The 18,385-nt window shown below is 74.9% G+C and carries 18 protein-coding genes; 7 read left to right on the forward strand and 11 right to left on the reverse strand.

Features of this window, described 5'->3' with window-relative positions:
* Window positions 1-3: 3 nt before the first annotated feature.
* The 4 genes from HJG43_13710 to hisC all read right to left on the reverse strand — a co-directional run bounded on the left by HJG43_13710 (window position 4) and on the right by hisC (window position 4,522).
* On the reverse strand, window positions 4-975 hold the full coding sequence (locus HJG43_13710) for an alpha-ketoacid dehydrogenase subunit beta (protein ID UER55983.1): 972 nt from the start codon (window positions 973-975) through the stop codon (window positions 4-6).
* Window positions 976-980: 5 nt separating this feature from the next.
* Window positions 981-2,132, reverse strand: a complete 1,152-nt coding sequence (pdhA, locus tag HJG43_13715; GenBank protein ID UER55421.1) for a pyruvate dehydrogenase (acetyl-transferring) E1 component subunit alpha — start codon at window positions 2,130-2,132, stop codon at window positions 981-983.
* Between the two features lie 225 nt (window positions 2,133-2,357).
* Entirely contained in the window at window positions 2,358-3,242 is an 885-nt protein-coding gene (locus tag HJG43_13720) for a hypothetical protein (protein ID UER55422.1), read from the reverse strand.
* A 200-nt stretch (window positions 3,243-3,442) separates the two neighbouring features.
* Window positions 3,443-4,522, reverse strand: coding sequence for a histidinol-phosphate transaminase (hisC, locus tag HJG43_13725; protein UER55423.1), 1,080 nt, complete (start codon window positions 4,520-4,522; stop codon window positions 3,443-3,445).
* Between the two features lie 166 nt (window positions 4,523-4,688).
* On the opposite strand from hisC, the gene HJG43_13730 reads away from it, so the two are divergent.
* Both HJG43_13730 and HJG43_13735 read left to right on the forward strand, forming a co-directional pair.
* The gene (locus HJG43_13730) at window positions 4,689-6,101 is read left to right on the forward strand and encodes a sugar porter family MFS transporter (GenBank protein ID UER55424.1); all 1,413 of its coding nucleotides are present in this window, start codon (window positions 4,689-4,691) and stop codon (window positions 6,099-6,101) included.
* A gap of 6 nt (window positions 6,102-6,107) precedes the next feature.
* The gene (locus HJG43_13735) at window positions 6,108-6,494 is read left to right on the forward strand and encodes a phage holin family protein (GenBank protein UER55425.1); all 387 of its coding nucleotides are present in this window, start codon (window positions 6,108-6,110) and stop codon (window positions 6,492-6,494) included.
* A 46-nt stretch (window positions 6,495-6,540) separates the two neighbouring features.
* Here the strand turns inward: HJG43_13735 and paaN are convergent, their stop codons facing one another.
* Window positions 6,541-8,235 carry a phenylacetic acid degradation protein PaaN gene (paaN, locus tag HJG43_13740; GenBank protein ID UER55984.1) on the reverse strand — a complete coding sequence of 565 codons (1,695 nt, stop codon included), beginning with the start codon at window positions 8,233-8,235 and terminating at the stop codon, window positions 6,541-6,543.
* A 191-nt stretch (window positions 8,236-8,426) separates the two neighbouring features.
* On the opposite strand from paaN, the gene HJG43_13745 reads away from it, so the two are divergent.
* From HJG43_13745 to HJG43_13755, 3 genes are all read left to right on the forward strand, one after another.
* The gene (locus HJG43_13745) at window positions 8,427-10,088 is read left to right on the forward strand and encodes a 3-hydroxyacyl-CoA dehydrogenase (GenBank protein UER55426.1); all 1,662 of its coding nucleotides are present in this window, start codon (window positions 8,427-8,429) and stop codon (window positions 10,086-10,088) included.
* A 79-nt stretch (window positions 10,089-10,167) separates the two neighbouring features.
* A complete protein-coding gene (gene paaI / locus HJG43_13750) occupies window positions 10,168-10,551 on the forward strand; it encodes a hydroxyphenylacetyl-CoA thioesterase PaaI (GenBank protein ID UER55985.1) in 384 nt (127 codons plus the stop codon).
* 23 nt (window positions 10,552-10,574) lie between these two features.
* Window positions 10,575-11,450: an MBL fold metallo-hydrolase gene (locus tag HJG43_13755; GenBank protein UER55427.1), complete on the forward strand. Its 876-nt coding sequence runs from the start codon at window positions 10,575-10,577 to the stop codon at window positions 11,448-11,450.
* On the opposite strand, the gene HJG43_13760 is transcribed toward HJG43_13755, so the two are convergent.
* Genes HJG43_13760 through HJG43_13770 form a run of 3 tightly spaced genes read right to left on the reverse strand, consistent with a single transcriptional unit; the run spans window position 11,441 to window position 14,051 of the window.
* Window positions 11,441-13,063, reverse strand: a complete 1,623-nt coding sequence (locus HJG43_13760) for a hypothetical protein (protein UER55428.1) — start codon at window positions 13,061-13,063, stop codon at window positions 11,441-11,443. The two genes, HJG43_13755 and HJG43_13760, sit on opposite strands and share 10 nt — an antisense overlap.
* A complete protein-coding gene (locus HJG43_13765; GenBank protein ID UER55429.1) occupies window positions 13,060-13,638 on the reverse strand; it encodes a hypothetical protein in 579 nt (192 codons plus the stop codon). The genes HJG43_13760 and HJG43_13765 overlap by 4 nt, the downstream gene beginning before the upstream one ends.
* Window positions 13,635-14,051 carry a hypothetical protein gene (locus HJG43_13770; protein ID UER55430.1) on the reverse strand — a complete coding sequence of 139 codons (417 nt, stop codon included), beginning with the start codon at window positions 14,049-14,051 and terminating at the stop codon, window positions 13,635-13,637. The genes HJG43_13765 and HJG43_13770 overlap by 4 nt, the downstream gene beginning before the upstream one ends.
* A gap of 62 nt (window positions 14,052-14,113) precedes the next feature.
* Between HJG43_13770 and HJG43_13775 the strand changes: the two genes are divergently transcribed.
* Together HJG43_13775 and HJG43_13780 are read left to right on the forward strand one after the other, a co-directional pair.
* A complete protein-coding gene (locus tag HJG43_13775; protein UER55431.1) occupies window positions 14,114-14,662 on the forward strand; it encodes a low molecular weight phosphotyrosine protein phosphatase in 549 nt (182 codons plus the stop codon).
* Window positions 14,659-15,417, forward strand: coding sequence for a phosphotransferase (locus HJG43_13780; GenBank protein ID UER55986.1), 759 nt, complete (start codon window positions 14,659-14,661; stop codon window positions 15,415-15,417). The genes HJG43_13775 and HJG43_13780 overlap by 4 nt, the downstream gene beginning before the upstream one ends.
* A 21-nt stretch (window positions 15,418-15,438) precedes the next feature.
* On the opposite strand, the gene HJG43_13785 is transcribed toward HJG43_13780, so the two are convergent.
* The 3 genes from HJG43_13785 to HJG43_13795 are packed head-to-tail and all read right to left on the reverse strand — an operon-like array spanning window position 15,439 to window position 18,268.
* Entirely contained in the window at window positions 15,439-16,812 is a 1,374-nt protein-coding gene (locus HJG43_13785) for an NAD(P)(+) transhydrogenase (Re/Si-specific) subunit beta (protein ID UER55432.1), read from the reverse strand.
* A complete protein-coding gene (locus HJG43_13790; protein UER55433.1) occupies window positions 16,809-17,123 on the reverse strand; it encodes an NAD(P) transhydrogenase subunit alpha in 315 nt (104 codons plus the stop codon). Before HJG43_13790 ends, HJG43_13785 begins: the two co-directional genes overlap by 4 nt.
* Window positions 17,123-18,268 carry an NAD(P) transhydrogenase subunit alpha gene (locus HJG43_13795; protein ID UER55434.1) on the reverse strand — a complete coding sequence of 382 codons (1,146 nt, stop codon included), beginning with the start codon at window positions 18,266-18,268 and terminating at the stop codon, window positions 17,123-17,125. Before HJG43_13795 ends, HJG43_13790 begins: the two co-directional genes overlap by 1 nt.
* Window positions 18,269-18,385: the final 117 nt, after the last annotated feature.

Raw genomic sequence — 18,385 nt, forward strand, 5'->3', positions numbered from 1 at the left:
CTCTCAGAACGCCAGCGAGCGGTCGACGGCGTCGAGCACCCGGTCCAGGTCGGGCAGGTACTCCTCCTCGACCCGGCTGGGCGGGTACGGGATGTGGAACCCGCCGACGCGCAGCACCGGGGCCTCCAGGGAGTAGAAGCAGCGCTCGGTGACCCGGGCGGCGAGCTCGGCGCCGAGACCGAGGAACACCGGGGCCTCGTGCACGGTGACCAGCCGGCCGGTGCGCCGGACCGACTCCTCGACCGCGTCGACGTCCAGGGGGGACAGCGAGCGCAGGTCGATGACCTCGACGTCCTTGCCCTCCTGCGCGGCGGCCTCCGCGGCCTGCAGCGCGGTCTTCACCATCGGCCCGTAAGCGGCGACGGTGACCTGTGACCCCGGCCGGACGACGCGCGCCCGGTGCAGGGGGGCCCGGTCGGAGCCGCCGTCGACGTCGACGTCGCCCTTGTCCCAGTACCGCCGCTTGGGCTCGAAGAACATCACCGGGTCGTCGCTGGCGATGGCGTCCTGGATCATCCAGTACGCGTCGGCGGGGGTGGAGCACGTCACGACCCGCAGGCCCGCGGTGTGCGCGAAGTACGCCTCGGGCGACTCGCTGTGGTGCTCGACGGCGCCGATGCCGCCGCCGTAGGGCACCCGGATGACGACGGGCAGCCGCACCGAGCCGGCCGAGCGGTACCCCATCTTCGCGAGCTGGGAGACGATCTGGTCGTAGGCCGGGTAGATGAAGCCGTCGAACTGGATCTCGGCGACGGGGCGGAATCCGCGCAGCGCCAGGCCGATCGCCGTCCCGACGATGCCGGACTCGGCGAGCGGGGTGTCGATGACCCGGTCCTCCCCGAAGTCCTTCTGCAGGCCGTCGGTGACCCGGAAGACGCCGCCGAGCTTGCCGACGTCCTCACCCATGACGAGCACCTTCGGGTCGTCCTCCATCGCCCGGCGCAGTCCGCTGTTGACGGCCTTGGCGATCGTCATCTGGGTCACCGGGCCACCTCCTCACCGGCCGCGAACGAGGCGTGGTAGCCGCGGAACCACTCCCGCTCCTCCTCGAGCAGGGGGTGGGGGTCGGCGTAGACGTGGTCGAACATCGACTCGGGCTCCGGGTCGGGCAGCGCCAGGCAGCCGCTGCGCACGTGGGTGGCGATCTCGTCGCTCTCGGCGTCGACGGCGTCGAAGAACTCCGCGTCGGCGTGCCCGCCGCGGGACAGGTACGCCTTGAGCCGGGCGATCGGGTCCTTGAGCTTCCACTCCTCGACCTCGGCGGCGATCCGGTAGCGGGTCGGGTCGTCGGACGTCGTGTGGGCACCCATCCGGTAGGTGAACGCCTCGATGAACATCGGCCCGTCGCCGGAGCGGGCGCGGTCGAGCGCGGCCTTCGTCACCGCGTAGACGGCGAGCACGTCGTTGCCGTCGACCCGGACGCCGGGGAAGCCGAAGCCGCTGGCGCGCTGGTACAGCGGCACCCGGGTCTGGCGCTCGTTCGGCTCGGAGATCGCCCACTGGTTGTTCTGGCAGAAGAACACCACGGGCGCGTTGGTCACGGCGGCGAAGACGAACGCCTCGTTGACGTCGCCCTGGGAGGTCGCGCCGTCCCCGAAGTAGGCGATGACCGCGGTGTCGCGGTCCGGGTCGCCGGTGCCCACCGCGCCGTCGCGCTGGACCCCCATGGCGTAGCCGGTCGCGTGCAGGGTCTGCGCGCCGATGACGATCGTGTAGAGCTGGAAGTGGTTCTGGTGGGGGTCCCAGCCGCCGAGGTTCACCCCCCGGTACAGCCCGAGCAGGGTCACCGGGTCCACCCCGCGGCACCAGGCGACGCCGTGCTCGCGGTAGGTCGGGAACACGTAGTCCTGGGGGCGGGTCGCCCGGCCCGAGCCGATCTGGGCGGCCTCCTGGCCGAGAAGACTGGCCCACAGCCCGAGCTCACCCTGCCGCTGCAGCGCCGTCGCCTCGGCGTCCACCCGTCGGACCAGGACGAGGTCGCGGTAGAAACCGCGCAGGTCCTCGGGGCCGAGGTGGGCGGCGTAGTCGGAGTACTCCGGGTGCTCGACCCTCTCGCCCTCGGGAGTGAGGAGCTGCACGAGCTCCGGTCCGTCGTGGCGGACCGTCCTCGTGCCGACGACGCTGTCGGTCACGTGCTCTCCTTCGTCGGTGCCGGCCCCGGGGATCGCCCACCGGCCGGCGCTGCCGGTCGCCCCGTACCTGCGCCGGGTAGGCCGGACCGGGGCGTGGCGCCGCTCACAGGCGCCACACCCACCGTATCGGCCGGGAGGGGACGACGGAACGCCGGTGCGCCGTCACCCACCGGGACGGCGCCGGGCCGGGCGAGCGTGCACCGGTGGCGACGGCCTGGCCCGGCGTCAGCCGCGGCGGCCGCGCCCGTCCCGGTCGGAGTGGCCGCGGTCGGAGCGCTCGCGGTGCACCGACCAGGACCGGCCCCGGGTCTCGTGCTTGCCCGCGGACGCGCGGTGGGGGGCGGGCTGCTTCCATGCGCCGGAACCCTTGGCGTCCCAGCGCTTGTCGTCGTCGCGCCGGTCGTGCCAGCGCCTGCCGTCCCCGGGCCTGCCGCTCCCGCGCTTGCCGTCATCGGCGTCGGAGCCGGTGGCGGCGGTGGCGAGCCGCAGCTCGCCGGAGGGCGCCGGCGTCGACGTCCGCTCCTCACCGCTGGAGCCTCGCCCGCGGCGGTCGTCGTCCCGGCCCCGGTCCCGACTCCGGTCATCCCTACCCGCGGCTCGTTCGGCCGCTGCCGGCTCGGCGGCAGGGGGCTCAGCCGCTGCCGGCTCGGCGGCAGGGGGGTCAGCCGCTGCCGGCTCGGCGGCAGGGGGCGGGACGACCCGGGTGAGCAGCGCCGGCACGGCCCGCGCCACGGGTGGGGCCGCGGTGGGGTCGACCGCCTCGGGCGTCGCGGCGGCAGGGGCGGCCACGACCGGTGCGCTCGCCGACGCCGGTACCGAGGTGGCAGCCGGCACGGGGGCGGGGGCCGGCGCGAGGGCGGCGGGCGCCTCGGCCGGTGTGCGCCCGGCGGGGACGTCGTCGCGGTCGGGCGGCTCGAAGAGCAGGACGTCGCCGGGTGCGGCCAGCGCCTGGCTCCCGGTCCCGCCCGGCAGGTCCCCGCCGCCGACGGCCACGGCGCCCAGGAGGCCGAGCGCCACGACGCACCCCGAGGCGACAGCGGCGGCCAGCGTGGTCGGCAGGGCAGCGGAGCGCGTGGTGGCCGGGCGGGACGTCCTGGTCTCGTCGTCCACGATGACCTCCCCCTTGGCGCGCCGGAGTCCACTCGGATCCGTGTGCGTGGACCCGCTCCCCCTGCTCCTCGGCCGCTCACGGGCCGGACTTGAGCCCCACGTCGGCACCAATCGGGACGAGCCCGGCGGGACGTCGTCCGGCCCGCGGTGCTCGTCAGCGGGCGGGGCTCCTCAGCCGGCGGCGCAGCCTCGGGTGCGGCTCAGCGCTGCCGCCACCGTGCCGCCAGGGCGAGCAGCCGGTTGTTCGCCTCGGTCTCGCCGATCGAGCAGCGGCACCCCTCGCCGTCGAACGGTCGGACGGTCAGCCCCTCCTGCTCGCACATCGCGGCGAAGTCGACGGTCTGGTCGCCGAGCGCGAGCCAGACGAAGTTGCCCTGGGCGTCCGGGACGTCCCAGCCCTGCGCCCGCAGCCCCGCCAGCACCCGGTCCCGCTCCTCGACGAGGGCGTCGACCCGCTCGAGCAGCTCCTTCTCCGCTCGCAGCGAGGCGACGGCGGCCTCCTGGGCGACGCCGGGGACCCCGAAGGGCACGGCGGTCTTGCGCAGCGCCTCGGCGACCGGTGGGTGGGCGACCGCGTAGCCGACCCGCAGGCCGGCCAGGCCGTAGGCCTTGGAGAAGGTCCGCAGGACGGCGACGTTGGGCCGGTCCCGGTAGACCTCCAGCGCGTCGAGGGTCTGCGGGTCCCGGACGAACTCGGTGTAGGCCTCGTCGATGACGACGAGGACGTCGTCGGGCACCCGGGCGAGGAACCGCTCGATCTCGTCGGCGTGCACCGCCGGACCGGTCGGGTTGTTGGGCGAGCAGACGATGACCAGGCGGGTGCGGTCGGTGATCGCGTCCGCCATGGCGTCCAGGTCGTGCCGGGCGTCGACGGTCAGCGGCACCTGCACCGACGTCGCGCCGGAGATCCCGACGACGATCGGGTACGCCTCGAACGACCGCCACGCGTAGACGACCTCGTCGCCGTCGGTGCAGGTGGCCTGCAGGATCTGGCCCAGGACGCCGACGCTGCCGGTCCCGGTGGCCAGGTGGTCCACCGGGACGTCGAGGTGCTCGGCCAGGGCGTCGACGAGCCCGGTCGCGAACATGTCCGGGTACCGGTTCATCGAGCCGAGGGCCTTCTGCGCCACCTCGAGCACCGACGGCAGCGGTGGGTACGGGTTCTCGTTCGAGGAGATCTTGTAGCTCGTCAGCCCTTCCCGCGGCTGCGGCGGGCGCCCGGGCCGGTAGGCCGGCAGCGCGTCGAGGGCGGAGCGGATGCGGGGTCCCGGTCGGCTCATACGCCGGAGCCTACGACGGCCCACCGGCGCGGGACGTGCTCCCGGCGGCGGGGGGCGTCGTCCCCGGCGGCGGACGTCGTCCGGCCGACCTGCGCGGTCCGCCGTCCGGGGGGAGGATGCCCGGCACGGCGGCGACGGTGCCGTCGTCCGGTCACGGGGAGGCGCGATGAGCAGCCAGAGCACCCTGGAGAACAGGACGACGGCGAAGGTCGTCCTCGTCTCGGTGGTCGCGGCGATCGGGGGGTTCCTGTTCGGCTTCGACACCGCCGTCATCAACGGTGCGGTCGACGCCGTCCAGGCGGACTTCGGCCTGTCCAGCTTCCTCATCGGCTTCACCGTGTCCGTGGCGCTGCTCGGCTGCGCGGTCGGGGCGTGGTTCGCCGGACCCCTGGCGGACCGGTTCGGCCGGGTGCGAGTCATGGTCATCGCCTCCGCGCTGTTCACCGCGAGCGCGCTGGGCTCCGGGCTGGCGTTCGGCGTCGGGGACCTCATCGCCTGGCGGTTCGTCGGGGGCCTGGGCGTCGGTGCCGCCTCGGTCATCGCTCCGGCCTACATCGCGGAGGTGTCCCCGGCGCACGTGCGGGGCCGGCTGGGGTCGCTGCAGCAGCTCGCCATCGTCACCGGCATCTTCGTCGCCCTGCTGTCCGACGCCTTCCTGGCCAACTCCGCGGGCGGAGCCGCCGAGGAGCTGTGGCTCGGGCTGGAGGCGTGGCGGTGGATGTTCCTGGCCGAGCTCGTCCCGGCCGTCGCCTACGGTCTGCTCGCCCTCCAGGTGCCCGAGTCCCCCCGGTTCCTCGTCGCGACGGGTGAGCTGAGGCGTGCGGCGGAAGTGCTTCGCGACGTCCTGGGCGCCCGTAGCGTGGACGCCGTCCAGCAGAAGGTGACGGACATCCGCACCAGCCTGCGTCGCGAGGACAAGCCGTCCTTCCGGGACCTGCGCGGGCCTCGGCTCGGACTGGCGCCGATCGTCTGGACCGGGATCCTGCTGTCGGTGTTCCAGCAGTTCGTCGGCATCAACGTGATCTTCTACTACTCGACGTCGCTGTGGCGCTCGGTCGGGTTCGAGGAGTCCGACGCGCTGACCATCACGGTCATCACGAGCGTGACCAACGTCGTCGTCACCCTCGTGGCCATCTCCATCGTCGACAAGGTGGGCCGCAAGCCCATGCTCCTCGGCGGATCACTGGGGATGGCGCTCACCCTGGCGACGATGGCGGTCGCGTTCTCCCAGGCCACCGGCTCCGGGGACGACGTGTCGCTGCCCGACCCGTGGGGCGTGGTCGCCCTCGTCGCCGCCAACCTCTACGTCGTCGCCTTCGGCACGACGTGGGGCCCCGTCGTCTGGGTGCTGCTCGGTGAGATGTTCCCCAACCGGATCCGGGCCGCCGCGCTCGCCGTCGCCGCCGCCGCGCAGTGGCTGGCGAACTTCACCGTCAGCACGACGTTCCCCGCCCTTGCCGACATCGGGCTGACGTTCGCCTACGGCTTGTACGCGGTGATGGCCGCGGTCTCGTTCGTGTTCGTCACCAGAGCAGTTCGTGAGACGAAGGGGATGGAGCTCGAGGACATGCCAGGCTAGGAGCCCATGAGAAACTTTCTGATCAAGGTCGTCGTCAACGCGCTGGCGATCTGGGTGGCGACCCTCGTCGTCCCCGGCATCAGCGCAACCGGCCGCGGCACCGACCTGGGCAACCAGGTCCTGACGTTCCTCGTCATCGGGCTGATCTTCGGGCTGGTCAACGCGGTCGTGAAGCCGGTGGTCGCACTGCTGGCGCTGCCGCTCTACGTCCTGACCCTCGGGCTGTTCTCGTTCATCGTCAACGCGCTCATGCTCGAGCTCACGTCGTGGATCTCCCAGGCGACGCCGCTGACCTTCCACGTCGAGGACTTCTTCTGGAGCGCGGTGCTGGGGGCGGTCGTCGTCACCTTCGTCAGCATGGTACTCAACCTCATCCTCCCCGACCGCGACTGACCCGAGCCGATCCTCGGAGGGCGCCGCTCCTCGGAGGGCCCGGTGATCAGATGTGGCGGCGGGACTGGACGACGCGGAACCGGCCGCTGACGTAGTGGCCGTCGGTGAGGGTCGCATTAGCAGCCGGGTTCGCCCCGGTGCCGTGGAAGTCGCTGAACGCCGCCGACTGGTTGACGTACACCGCACCGGTGAGGTTCATCGACAGCGAGGCACCGGCGTCCAGGGCGGCCTGCTCCGCGGCCTGCAGCACGGACTCCTGAGTCGAGTACACCGATGCGGTCATCGCGCCGTGCTCGCGCGCGGTCTCGACGAACCGCTTGAGCGACTCCTGCGTCGAGTCGGTGGCGATGAGGAACGCGACCGGCCCGAAGCACTCCGACAGGTAGGCCTCGTCGGAGGCGTCCACGGCGACCAGAGCCGGGGTGCGCACCGTCGCCTCCGGGAAGTCGGGGTGGGTGACCGCCCGCGACTCCAGCACGGCCCGGCCCAGCGAGCCGGCACCGTCGGCGCGGGCGACCACGTCCCGGTTGGCGGCCGCGCCCAGCAGCTGGACGGCGCGGGCGTCGTCGCCGGTGAGCCTGCGGACGGCGTCCGCGATCGCCTCCGCGACCTCGTCGAAGGACAGGTGCCCGGTGTCGGTGTCGATCCCGTCGCGGGGGACGTAGACGTTCTGCGGGGCGGTGCACATCTGCCCGGAGTACAGGGTGAAGGAGAACGCCAGGTTCGCGGTCATCCCGGCCAGGTCGTCGGTGGAGTCCACGACGACCGTGTTGAGACCGGCCTTCTCGGTGTAGACGACGGCCTGCCGGGCGTTCTCCTCCAGCCAGGCCCCGAAGCGCGGGCCGCCGGTGTAGTCGACGACGCGCACGCTCGGGTGCAGGGCGAGCGGCTTGGCCAGGCCCTCCCCGTCGGTCTCGGCGGCGAGGACGACGAGGTTCGGGTCGAAGCCGGCCTCGGCGAGCACCTCCCGGGCGACGGCGACGCTGATCGCCAGCGCCAGCACCGCCCGCGGGTGCGGCTTGACGACGACCGCGTTGCCGGTGGCCAGGGACGCGAACAGGCCGGGGTAGGAGTTCCACGTCGGGAACGTGTTGCAGCCGATGACGAGCCCGACGCCGCGCGGGACGACGTGGAAGCGCTTGAGCATCCGCAGCGGCTGGTCCTTGCCCGGCTTCTCCCAGACGACCTCCTCGGGCACCCGCCGCTGCTCGAACAGTGCATAGGCGACGGCCTCGAGGGCGCGGTCCTGCGCGTGCGGCCCAGCGGCCTGGAACGCCATCACGAACGGCTGGCCGCTGGTGTGCATGACGGCGTGGGCCATCTCGAAGGAGCGCGCGTTGATCCGGTCGAGGACCTCCACGCAGACCGCTGCGCGGGCCAGGGGGCCGGCGTCGCGCCAGGCTGGGATCCCGGCCGATGCCGCAGCGAGCAGCTCGTCGAGCTGCGCCTCGCCGTAGTGCGGGTAGGTGATGCCCAGCTCGGGCCCGTACGGGGAGACCTCGTAACCGGCCCACGCGTCGTCCCGCCCGTCGAGCAGGGGCTGGTCCGCGAGGGCTGCGAACCGCTGACCGAGGTGGGCGCGGTAGGCGCGCTCACCGGCCGGACCGGCCTCCTGCCCGTAGACCCGCGGCGACGGGGACTCCGGGTAGCGGGACCAGTACTCCCGGGTTCCGATCGCGGTCAGGGCGCGGTCGAGCACCTCGCGGTGCTTGTCGATCAGGGACTCCACCGAGCTCGTCATCGTCGACACGGAACCACTGTAACCAAAACCGGCCGACCGTTCGGACGGGACGGACACCACCACAGAATGCTGGATCCGTCCCTCGTTCGTCGGCGTGTCGCGCCGCCGACCCAGCACTCTGCGGGATGTGCAGACGCTGGGTGGCAGGACTGGGTGGCAGGACTGGGCGACGGGGCTGGTGGCGGGACTGCATGATCACGAGGGGGTTGGGGGTGGCGGGACTGCATGATCACGCAGCGGGGTTCGGGGGATCAGGGGGAGTGAGCCGGCCTGTGCCAGGATCGGCGACCGTGACCGAGTACACGATTCCGGCGGGCGCGGCGGTCGGCGTTCTGGGTGCGGGCACGATGGGGGCCGGCATCGCGGAGGTCGCGGCCCGGGCGGGCCACCCGGTGACCGTCGTGGACGCCGCAGCGGGGGCGGCGGAGCGGGCCGTCGCGGACGTCGGACGCCGCCTGGCCCGCGACGTCGAGAGGGGCCGGCTGTCCCGGCAGGAGGCCGACGCCGTCGCCGCCCGGCTCACCCCCGGATCCTCGGTGGAGGACCTGGCGGGCTGCCGGGTCGTCGTCGAGGCGGTGGTGGAGCGGCTGGAGGTCAAGCGGGACCTTTTCGCCGCACTCGAGCGCCTCGTCGACCCGACCGCCGTCCTGGCGACGAACACCTCCTCGCTGTCGGTGACCGCCCTCGCGGCCGGACTGGCCCACCCCGAGCGGGTCGTCGGTCTGCACTTCTTCAACCCGGCGCAGCGGATGCGGCTGGTCGAGGTGGTCCGCGGTGACGCCTGCGCGCCGGACGTCGTCGAGGCCGCCGCCGAGATGGCCCGGGCCTGGGGCAAGACCCCGGTCGTGTGCACGTCCACCCCGGGGTTCATCGTCAACCGGGTGGCCCGCCCCTACTACGGCGAGGCGCAGCGGATGGTCGAGGAGGGGGTCGCCGACCCCGCCACCATCGACGCCGTGCTCCGGGAGGCCGGGGGCTTCCCGATGGGGCCGTTCGAGCTCACCGACCTGGTCGGCCAGGACGTCAACCTCGCCGTCTCCCGGTCGGTGTGGGAGCAGACGTTCGGCGACCCCCGTTACGCCCCGACCGTGTTCCAGCAGCGGCTCGTCGACGCCGGCCGGCTCGGCCGCAAGACCGGTCACGGCGTGTTCCGGTACGCCGACGACAGGGCGGTGGACGCCGAGCCCGCCACCGCGCCACAGCGCAGCGCTCCCGCCGTCCTGGAGCGGGTGGTGCACGGTGAGGACCGTGGCTTCTCGGTGATGGAGCCGTTCCTGGCCCGCGCGGTCGCCGCCGGCGTCGCCATCGAGGTCGTCGACGAGTCCGACGACGAGATCTCCGTCGACCCCGGCATCCGGCTGCCCGGCGGCGCGATGCTCCTGGAGCAGCAGGGCGAGTCCGCGACGACCACGTGGGGTGAGGGCGGCGCGGTCGTGCTGCTCGACTGGGCCCACGACCCGGCGACGTGCACCCGGGTGGCGCTCAGCCCCTCCCCCGACACCCCGCAGGAGTCCCTGGACGCCGCGATCGGGCTGTGCCAGGCGGCCGGTGCCGCGGTCAGCGTCGTCGGGGACTCCCCCGGCGGTGTCGTCGCGCGTACCGTCGCCATGCTCGTCAACGAGGCGGTGGAGCTCGTCGCCCGCGGGGAGGCCAGCGCGGAAGACGTCGACGTGGCGATGCTGCTCGGGACCGGCTACCCCTCCGGGCCGCTGGAGTGGGGTGACCGTCTCGGTCAGCTGACCGTGGCGACCATCATCGAGCGACTGCACGAGGCGTTCCCGACCGGCCGGTACCGGGCCGGGCTGGCGCTGACGCGGTCGGTGAGGGCTGGGGTGAACCTACGTGACCTCTGAGGACCGGGCCGGCTCGACCGGCCCCGACCCGGCGCACCCGGACGACGCCGAGCAGACCGCCCGCCGCAGCGCCGAGACGATGTGGGCCGCGGACGACGCCAGCCGGGCGCTGGGGATGGAGCTGCTCGACGTCGGCCCGGGCCGCGCCGTCCTGCGGATGACGGTGCGGGCCGACATGGTGCAGGGGCACCGCAGCTGCCACGGCGGCGTGCTGTTCGCCCTGTGCGACAGCGCGTTCGCGTTCGCGTGCAACTCCAGCGGGGTGGTCACCGTCGGGGCCAGCGCCGACATCACCTGGGTGACGCCCGCCTACGAGGGAGACGTGCTGCTCGCCGAGGCCGTCGAGGAGGTCCGGTTCGGCCGCAACGGGGTCACCCGGGTCCGGGTGACGCGAGAGTCCGACGGGGCGCTCGTGGCCTTGTTCACCGGACGCTCCCGATCCCTCGGGCGCCCGCTGGTCTGATCTGAGCAGGACCGGTCAGTCACGTGCCCGGCACCGGGGACGACGCCGCCGGCTGGGTCGAGGTGGCGGCCGGGGTGCTCGTACGCCGGCACGCCGGTCTCGACCTCAACGCCACCGTCGTCCTCGGGGACGACGCCTGCCTCGTCGTCGACACCCGCGCCACCCTGGCCCAGGGCCGCCGGCTCGCGGACGCCGTCCGCCGGCTCACCGCGGCGCCGTGGACGGTGGCCTGCACCCACGACCACTTCGACCACTGGTACGGCAACGCCGCGTTCGCCGGCCCCGGCGTCCGGGTGCTCGGTCACGAGGCCGGCCGGTTCGACGATGCCAGCCGGGCCGACGCGGTGGCGTACCTGCGCGACGACGGCGACCCGGTGGCGGCGGCGCAGGCCGCGAGCACCCCACTGGTCCCCCCGACCGAGCGGGTGGCGGCGCAGACCCGGCTCGAGCTCGGCGGCCGGCACGTGCTGCTCGTGCACCACGGCCGGGGCCACACCGACCACGACCTGCTCGTCGAGGTGCCCGACGCCGGCGTGCTCGTCGCCGGTGACCTCGTCGAGGTCGGCGCCGACCCGGCGATGGACGACGCGTACCCGCTGGAGTGGCCGGGCACGCTGGCGCGGGCGCTCGCGGGGGCGGCCGGCCGGCCGCCCCGCACGGTCGTGCCGGGGCACGGCGACGTGGTGGCCGCGGAGGTCGCGGACGACCAGCGCGCGGACCTGCAGCGGCTGGCCGAGCGCGCCGCCGAGCTGGCCGCCAAGCTGGCCGGAGCGGTGACCGTGCCGGACGACGTCCTGGACCGGGCCGCGGCAGGGCTGCCGTTCGACCCGGCCACCTGCCGGACGGCGCTGCGCCGAGTGCTGGCGGGGACGCCGGGCGCCGACCCGGGTCACGGCTGACGCTCCGCGACCCAGTCGCTCGCCGACGTCGCCGCGCCGGCCCGGTCGAGGAACGGCTCGACCTGCTCGGTCCAGGCCCGCACCGAGGGGTGGTCGGTCCGCTCGGCCATCTCGGCCGTCAGCACGTACGGGTCGGCGCCGTGCGCGGCCATCGGGTTCGTCGCGGCGGCCGCCCGGACGACGTCGTCGCCGCCAGCGGGGTAGAGGACCTCCCGGCGGACGGTCGTCCACGTCGGCACGTCCGAGTTCGGGGCGCCGTCCAGGACGGTGATGAGGTCCTCGGCGTGCTCGATGCTCAGCACCGCGACGTCCGCGGGGGCGGGGAAGGCGCCCACCGGGGAGCCGACGGTGAGCACGGCGGCCGGGGTGAACTCGGCACGGAAGTCGGGGTCGGTGGCCAGCGACATCGAGGTGAGCCCGCCCTGGCTGTACCCGACGAGCAGCAGCGGCTCGCCGCGGTCCACGCCGGCGGACCGCAGCGCCCCGACGACACCCTCGGCAGCCGCCGAGGGGATGCCGGCGACGGCGTCGAGGTTGCTCGTGGCGTCCATCGGGTTCGTGCCGTGTCCGAGGTCCCAGGTCTGGGTGGCCGGCACGTACACGATGGCGCGCCGGGTGCCGGCGTGCTCGACGCGCTGCACCCGGATCCGGCCGGGCTCGCCGGGCAGGGAGCCGTCCCGGGAGGGCGCCAGGGCCGCCGCGCCGCGGACCAGGTCGGCGAGCCCAGCCGGGGGTCGCACCGGCTGTGGCGGCGGCGTCCGGGCGGGTCGCACGGTGACCGGCCCGCGGCCGAGCAGCCCGGTGCCGTACCCGATGGCCGCGGCGAGCGCCGCCAGGTCGGGGACGTCCCGCGGCGGCAGCGCCCCCTGCGCCTCGGGCCGGGGCAGCGTCACCCGCGGATTGGTGCCGGAGCGGCGCAGCAGGAGGACCCCGGTCGCGAACGACGGGGCCGCGGCGACGAGGTGCTCGGCCGCCTCGGGGTGCCGGGCGAGCCAGCCGAGCGCGTCGGCGCCGGCCGCCGCGCCGTCGTCCTGCAGCTCCCGGACTCCGAGCGCCCCGAGGACCGCCAGCCGCGCCGGCAGCCCGCCGGGGCCGACCTCGTCCCGGACGACGTCCCCCACCAGGTCCACGGTGGCCGGGACCATGACGTCCGCGGTGCTGACGGCGACCGGCACCGCGACCGCGGCCCCGGCGACGACCACGGCCCCGAGCGGGAAGCGCAGCGCCAGCCGCGGCAGCTGCTCGCCGAGCGAGCCGGCGACCCTGTCCCGGGCCGCGGTGAGGGCCTCGGCGACGAGGCGGTCGGCCCGCTGGTAGCCGGTGGCAGCGGTCCGGACGGCGACGCCCAGCGCGCCGGCGCGCACGGCGAGGCGGGCCAGGTCCGCGGCGGCCGCGACGACCCGCTGCTCGGCCCGCGCCCAGCCGCCCGGGTCGAGCGCGATCGCCGCCGGGTCGAGGACCTGGCCGGCGACGACGGTGAGGCGCCCCCCGGCAGTGGCCAGCCGGCCGGCGCAGTCCCCGAGCACCGTTGCGGCCCGCAGCATGGCGTCGAGGTCCGCGGCGGTCCCGCCCGCGCCGCCGCTGACGACGATCCCGCCCCTGTCACGGGTCACCGGCGCTCACCGTCCTCGAGGGCCGCCAGCAGCGCGGCGGCCAGCCGGCGGCCCGGCAGGCCCGGCGGCTCCCCCGGGCAGAGGCCGGCCCAGCGGCGACGTCGGGACCGGACGTCGAGCCAGACGGGATCCGGCCCACCGGGGGCGTCGGCGAGGAGCCCGGTGATCTCCGGGACGACGCCGTCCACACCGGGCGCGGACACCTCGACGGCGTCGAGCAGGTCGCCGTCCCGGGTCGCCGAGGCCACGCACACCGCGACCGGGGGGCACAGGCCGGCGTCGACGCGCACCGTCGCGCCGCCACGGGCCACGGCGGCGGTGGCCGCGACCGGGGCGGTGCGGTGGACGGCGAGCAGACCGGCCAGCACCGGGTCGACCGCGAGACCAGCGTCACCGGAGCGGACGAGAAGGCGGCTGCGAACCAGCTCCCGGACGACGTCCGCCGGCAGGTGCCCGGGACCCCCGGGGCCGGCCGCACCGCAGCCGCCGCGGGCCTGCGCCGCGTGGTCATCGACGGCCGTGACGACCGCGGCGAAGGCCGCAGCGGACATCCGCACCCGCGGCACGGCGCTCACGGCCTCCGCCCCGGCCGGCCGGCGACCGCGAGGAGCTCCCGCGCCCGGTCCTCGACCGCGTCGGCGTGCGCCCTCAGCGCGCTGGAGGCGTCCTGGACGTCGCCGGCGGCCCGGCTCAGCGCGGCGGTGAGCCCGTCGACCTCGACGCGGAACGCCTCGGCCGCCACCGAGCGCCAGGGGATGTCCCGAAGGCCCCGGACCGCGGCCAGGCACGACCGGACCTCCTGCGCCGCCTCGTGGACCGACCGGGCGGCGGCGCCGTCCAGCCCGGCCAGCGCCCTGCGCGCGAGCCACTGCCCTGCCTCGGCCCCCACCCCGTCCAGGATCACCCCGTCCCCCACTGCCACCCCGTCCACCACTGCCGGCCCTCCCACTGGTCCGCCCTCCTCGTCGTCCGCGGCGACGCTAGGCACGTGGGCCCACGGGGACCGGGCGCCGCGGCCGCGGGTGTGGACCCGAGCCGGCGGGACCCGGGATGTGCAGGACAGGTGCGGTAGGCGAGCATGGGCCGGTGCCCGACCGCTACCGCGTGACGTTCGTCTGCACCGGCAACATCTGCCGCTCACCGATGGCCGAGACGGTGCTGCGCCGCCGCGCCGAGCGCGAGGGCCTCAGCGACGTCCTCGACGTCCGGTCCAGCGGGACGGGGGACTGGCACGTCGGCCAGCCCGCCGACCGGCGGGCCGTGGCCGCCCTCGCCGCCCGCGGGTACGACGCGTCGGGTCACCGGGCCAGGCAGGTCACCGAGTCCGACCTCGACGAGCACGACCTCGTCGTCCCCCTGGACCGCGGGCACCTGGCTGCGCTGCGGGCGATGGCCCGCACTCCCGAGCAGCGGGCCCGTATCCGGCTGCTGCGCTCCTTCGACCCCGACGCCGACGACGACGAGGTGGCAGACCCGTACTACGGCGACGACGAGCACTTCGACGAGGTGCTCGACCAGATCGAGTCCGCGGTGACGGGGATCCTGGACCACGTCCGGCGGGCAACGGGGGCGGGCGACCGGCCGGGGACGCCAAGCTGAGCGGGCGCACGTTCACCAAGCGCCGGGCGGACGCCCCGCCCGGGTTCTTCGCCGTCGAGGCGGCCGGCCTGCGCTGGCTCGCCGAGGCGGGCGGCGTCCCGGTCCCCAGGCCGGTCTCGGTCGGCCCCGACCACATCGAGCTGCCTTACCTGGACCCGGCGCCGCCGACGGCGACCGCTGCCGAGGCGTTGGGCCGGGGCCTGGCGCGCACGCACGCGGCCGGCGCCCCCGCGTTCGGCAGCCCACCGGCCGACTGGGCCGGCGACGGCTTCATCGGCCCGCTGCCCCTGGCACACCGGCCGTCCGCGTCGTGGGGCGCCTTCTACGCGGACCTGCGGGTCGAGCCGTTCGCCCGCCGAGCCCACACCCTCGGCTCGCTCACCGACCGTGCCCTGGACGCCGTCCTCGCGGTCTGCGACCGGCTGCGCTCCGGCGAGCTGGACGACGGCCGCCCGCCGGCCCGCCTGCACGGTGACCTGTGGTCCGGCAACGTCATCTGGACCGCGGACGGCGCCGTCCTGGTCGACCCGGCCGCCCACGGCGGGCACCCGGAGACGGACCTGGCGATGCTCCAGCTGTTCGGCCTGCCGCACCTGGACCGGGTGCTCGCCGCCTACGACGAGGCCGCCCCGCTGACCGACGGCTGGCGGGAGCGGGTCGGGCTGCACCAGCTCCACCCGCTGCTCGTGCACGCCGTGCTGTTCGGCCCCTCCTACGGGGCGGCAGCGGAGCGGGCCGCGCTCAGCGTCCCGTGACCTGCAGAGCCGCGGCGGGGCTCACAGCCCCTTGACGGCGGACAGCACCTTGGTCAGCGACTCCTTGGCGTCACCGAACAGCAGCGTGGTCTTGGGGTCGTAGAGCAGCTCGTTCTCGATGCCGGCGAACCCGGGCCGCATGGACCGCTTGAGGAACACCACCTGCTGGGCGTCGGCGACCTCGAGGATCGGCATCCCGTAGATCGGCGCCCCCGGGGTCGTCTTGGCCGCCGGGTTGACGACGTCGTTGGCGCCGACGACGAGGACGACGTCGGTCGTCTTGAACACCGGGTTGATCTCGTCCATCTCCTTGAGCGCCTCGTACGGCACGTTCGCCTCGGCGAGCAGCACGTTCATGTGCCCGGGCATCCGGCCGGCGACCGGGTGGATGCCGTAGAGCACCTCGATCCCCTTGGCCTCCAGGGTCTGCGCCAGCTCGGCCATCGTGTGCTGGGCCTGGGCCACCGCGAGCCCGTACCCGGGGACGACGACGACCCGGTGGGCGTAGGCGAGCAGGATCGCGACGTCCTCCGGCGAGGACGAGCGGACCGGCCGGTCGGACACCGCGGTCGACCCGGCCGTGGAGCCGCCGCGCAGGGCGCCGAAGAGGATGCCGGACACCGAGCGGCCCATCGCCGCGGCCATCGCCCGGGTGAGGATGGTGCCGCTGGCGCCGACGAGCGTGCCGCCGACGAGCAGCACGGTGTTGTCCAGGACGAGCCCGGACGCCGCGACGGCCAGGCCGGTCATCGCGTTGAGCAGGGAGATGACGATTGGCACGTCCGCGCCGCCCACCGGCAGGACGAGCAGGAGTCCCACGACGAGGCCGAGGGCGAGCAGGACCAGTGCTGCGGGGGTGGACCCGGTCGCGGCGAGCACACCGGCCAGGACGACGACCCCGAGGGCGGAGGCGACCATGAGCACCGGGGCGCCGGGCAGGACGACGGGCCGGGTCGTCATCACCTCCTGCAACTTGAGGAACGTCACGACCGAGCCGGAGAACGCGACCGCACCGACCGGGACGGTGAACGCCACCGCGAGCTGGCCGCCCCACGCCGTCATCGCCGGCAGCTCGAGCAGGGCGACCAGGGCAGCGGCCCCGCCGCCGACCCCGTTGAACAGGGCGACGAGCTGCGGCATCGACGTCATCGGCACCCGGCGGGCGGCGGGCACGGCGAGCGCCGTGCCGACCGCGATCGCGGCGAGGATGGGCAGGATGTTGTCCAGGTCCGAGGACAGGAACACGGTGACCAGCGCGAGCGCCGCGCCGGCCGCGCCGATGAGGTTGCCGCGGCGCGCGGTCCGCGGCGAGGACAGGCCCTTGAGGGCGAGGATGAACGCGACGGCAGCGGCGAGGTAGAGCAGCGCCGTCCAGGTCTCGGGCAGCAGGTTCACCGCTGCACCTCCCCGCCGCGGGCAGCGCCGTCTCGGGGGCGACCCCGGAACATCTCGAGCATCCGGTCGGTCACCACGAAGCCTCCGACGAGGTTGACCGTCGCCATCAGCACTGCGACGAGCGCGACGACGAGGGTGAGGGTGTCGTCCGCGTGCCCGGCGACGAGGATGGCGCCGACGAGGACGATGCCGTGGATGGCGTTCGCGCCGGACATCAGCGGGGTGTGCAGGGTGCTGGACACCTTCGACACCACCTCGAACCCGACGAACACCGACAGCACGAAGATGGTGAGCAGCGCGACGCCGTCCATCACTGGCCTCCCTCGAGCAGGATGCGGGTGGGCTCGTGCCGGACCTCGCCGGCGTGGGTGAGGCAGGCCCCGGCGACGACCTCGTCGTCGAAGTCGGGCACCACCTCGCCGTCGGTCGTCATGAGCAGCAACAGGTTCGCGACGTTCTTCGCGTACAGGCGGGAGGCGTCCACCGGCATCGTGCTGGCGGCGTCCCGCATCCCGACGACGACGACGTCGCCCCCGCCGGCCGTGGCCGGCACCGCGACGTCCTGCCCGGGCACGGACGCCTCGACGTTGCCGCCGGACTCCGCCGCCAGGTCGACGACGACGCTGCCGGGCTTCATGGCGGCCACCATCGGCGTCGTGACGAGCAGCGGGGCCGAGCGTCCCGGGACCGCGGCGGTAGTGATCACGACGTCCGCGTCGGCGACGTGCGGTGCCAGCGCCTCGCGCTGGGCGCGGGCCCGCTCCTCGGTCATCTCCCGGGCGTACCCGCCGCCGCCCTCCAGGGCGTCCAGGCCTAGGTCGACGAACGTCGCCCCCATCGAGCGCACCTCGTCCGCGGAGGAGGACCGCACGTCGTAGCCCGACACGACGGCGCCGAGCCGCCGGGCGGTGGCGATGGCCTGCAGCCCGGCGACACCGGCGCCCAGCACGAGCACCCGGGCGGGCGGCACCGTCCCGGCAGCGGTCATGAACAGCGGCAGGAACCGGGGCAGCCGGGTGGCCGCCTCCAGGACGCAGCGGTAACCCGCGACGAGGGCCTGCGAGGTCAGCGCGTCCATCGACTGGGCGCGGGAGATCCGCGGCACGAGCTCGAGCGCGAACGACGTCGTGCGCGCGTCCCGCAGAGCCGCCACGGTGGGCAGCTCGGTGGACGGAGAGCACAGGCCGATCGTGATGGCCCCCTCGCGCAGCCGCGGCGGGACCGCCGGGGGCAGCGGCCGCACGTGCAGCAGGACGTCGACGGCCGCGGCGTCCACGGCCTCGACGACGACGGCACCGGCGCCGGTGTACGCGTCGTCCGGGACGAACGCGTGCCGGCCTGCGCCACGCTGGACGACGACCTCCAGCCCGGCGCCGACGAGCTGGGCCACGGTTTCAGGGGTGACGGCTACCCGGCGCTCGCCGGGCAGCGTCTCGGCGGGGACAGCGACTCTCACTCTGCGCAACCTATGCGATGACGACGCCGGACGCCGGGGGTCCAAGGTCCCGGGCGTGCCGCGCCCGGCCCACCGCGCGTCCTGCGTCCCGGTCCGGCACCGTGCGCAGTCCCGGGT

This window comes from Kineosporiaceae bacterium SCSIO 59966 (genome assembly GCA_020881835.1).
Taxonomy (GTDB): Bacteria; Actinomycetota; Actinomycetes; order Actinomycetales; family SCSIO-59966; genus SCSIO-59966.

Excerpts from the sequence above, each read along its gene's own strand:
- HJG43_13710 (UER55983.1), bottom strand. The coding sequence starts at position 975 with ATGACGATCGCCAAGGCCGTCAACAGCGGACTGCGCCGGGCGATGGAG.
- hisC (UER55423.1), bottom strand. The coding sequence starts at position 4,522 with ATGAGCCGACCGGGACCCCGCATCCGCTCCGCCCTCGACGCGCTGCCG.
- HJG43_13730 (UER55424.1), top strand. The coding sequence starts at position 4,689 with ATGAGCAGCCAGAGCACCCTGGAGAACAGGACGACGGCGAAGGTCGTC.
- HJG43_13735 (UER55425.1), top strand. The coding sequence starts at position 6,108 with ATGAGAAACTTTCTGATCAAGGTCGTCGTCAACGCGCTGGCGATCTGG.
- paaN (UER55984.1), bottom strand. The coding sequence starts at position 8,235 with ATGACGAGCTCGGTGGAGTCCCTGATCGACAAGCACCGCGAGGTGCTC.
- HJG43_13745 (UER55426.1), top strand. The coding sequence starts at position 8,427 with ATGATCACGAGGGGGTTGGGGGTGGCGGGACTGCATGATCACGCAGCG.
- paaI (UER55985.1), top strand. The coding sequence starts at position 10,168 with ATGTGGGCCGCGGACGACGCCAGCCGGGCGCTGGGGATGGAGCTGCTC.
- HJG43_13775 (UER55431.1), top strand. The coding sequence starts at position 14,114 with ATGTGCAGGACAGGTGCGGTAGGCGAGCATGGGCCGGTGCCCGACCGC.
- HJG43_13790 (UER55433.1), bottom strand. The coding sequence starts at position 17,123 with ATGGACGGCGTCGCGCTGCTCACCATCTTCGTGCTGTCGGTGTTCGTC.